Annotated in this window: 1 pseudogene; it reads right to left on the bottom strand. The window is 41.7% G+C overall.

Features of this window, described 5'->3' with window-relative positions:
• Positions 1–798, bottom strand: a pseudogene (locus ACFIMA_RS09820) (hypothetical protein); the annotation flags it as partial.

Here is a 798-nt window from a genome sequence, read left to right as displayed (position 1 = left end):
GCTAGACCAATAGCAGCAGCTTGTCTTGCTTCTTTCCGAACATCCTGAATAGCATAATTCAATGTCTCAAACTTTATATCCGTATAGGATTTCGACTCGTTAACAGCATCATTGACAAGACCACTAACTTTCTCATCCGTATACTTATTGGCATCTTCAAGAACTATCTTCATCTGCTCTTCAGTATAATCATGCAACTGACCACCATTAACAGCTTGCTGAGAACCTGCTTCAATCTTGCCTGCCGCTACATTGTCTATCATAACAGGTTCGCTGTCATTGCCTCCTACTAACGTAATGCTATTGGTCTTTTTCCCATCACTATCTTTGTCATAGGAAACAACGCCATCCGTTACGGCTACTTCAATATCTTTCACATGTTGATCTATCGTATCTACTTTGTCTTCAACCTCTTTTACCCTCTCATTCGTACTCCAAAGCTGACCACCATTAACAACTTCTTGCGAGCCTTCTTCTATCTTACCATCCAATACATTCGTAATCTTACTCGACTTACCATCATGCTTCGCATCATACGCGCCTTCTTCTTCATTCCAATTCAAACCATTGCTCGCCACATTCTTCTCAACATCATGAATACGCTCGTTGATACTCGTCATACCATCACTGACACCATCAAAAGCTCCTGCTACATCATGATAGATCTTCTTTTCTGACGAACTACCATCAGAATTGAATTGTGAAACCTTGAATTCCGGAGCCCTCCATTCGCCACCTTCATAGCTAGCTCCTCCTCCTAAATACATCGCTAGCGTCTGATGCAAGGAATAAAGCTGA

It is taken from the genome of Bartonella sp. AP88HLJMH (assembly GCF_042195605.1).
Lineage (GTDB): Bacteria > Pseudomonadota > Alphaproteobacteria > Rhizobiales > Rhizobiaceae > Bartonella.
The sequence above is the reverse complement of the archived record's forward strand: the minus strand, read 5'-3'. Positions and strand labels throughout refer to the sequence as shown.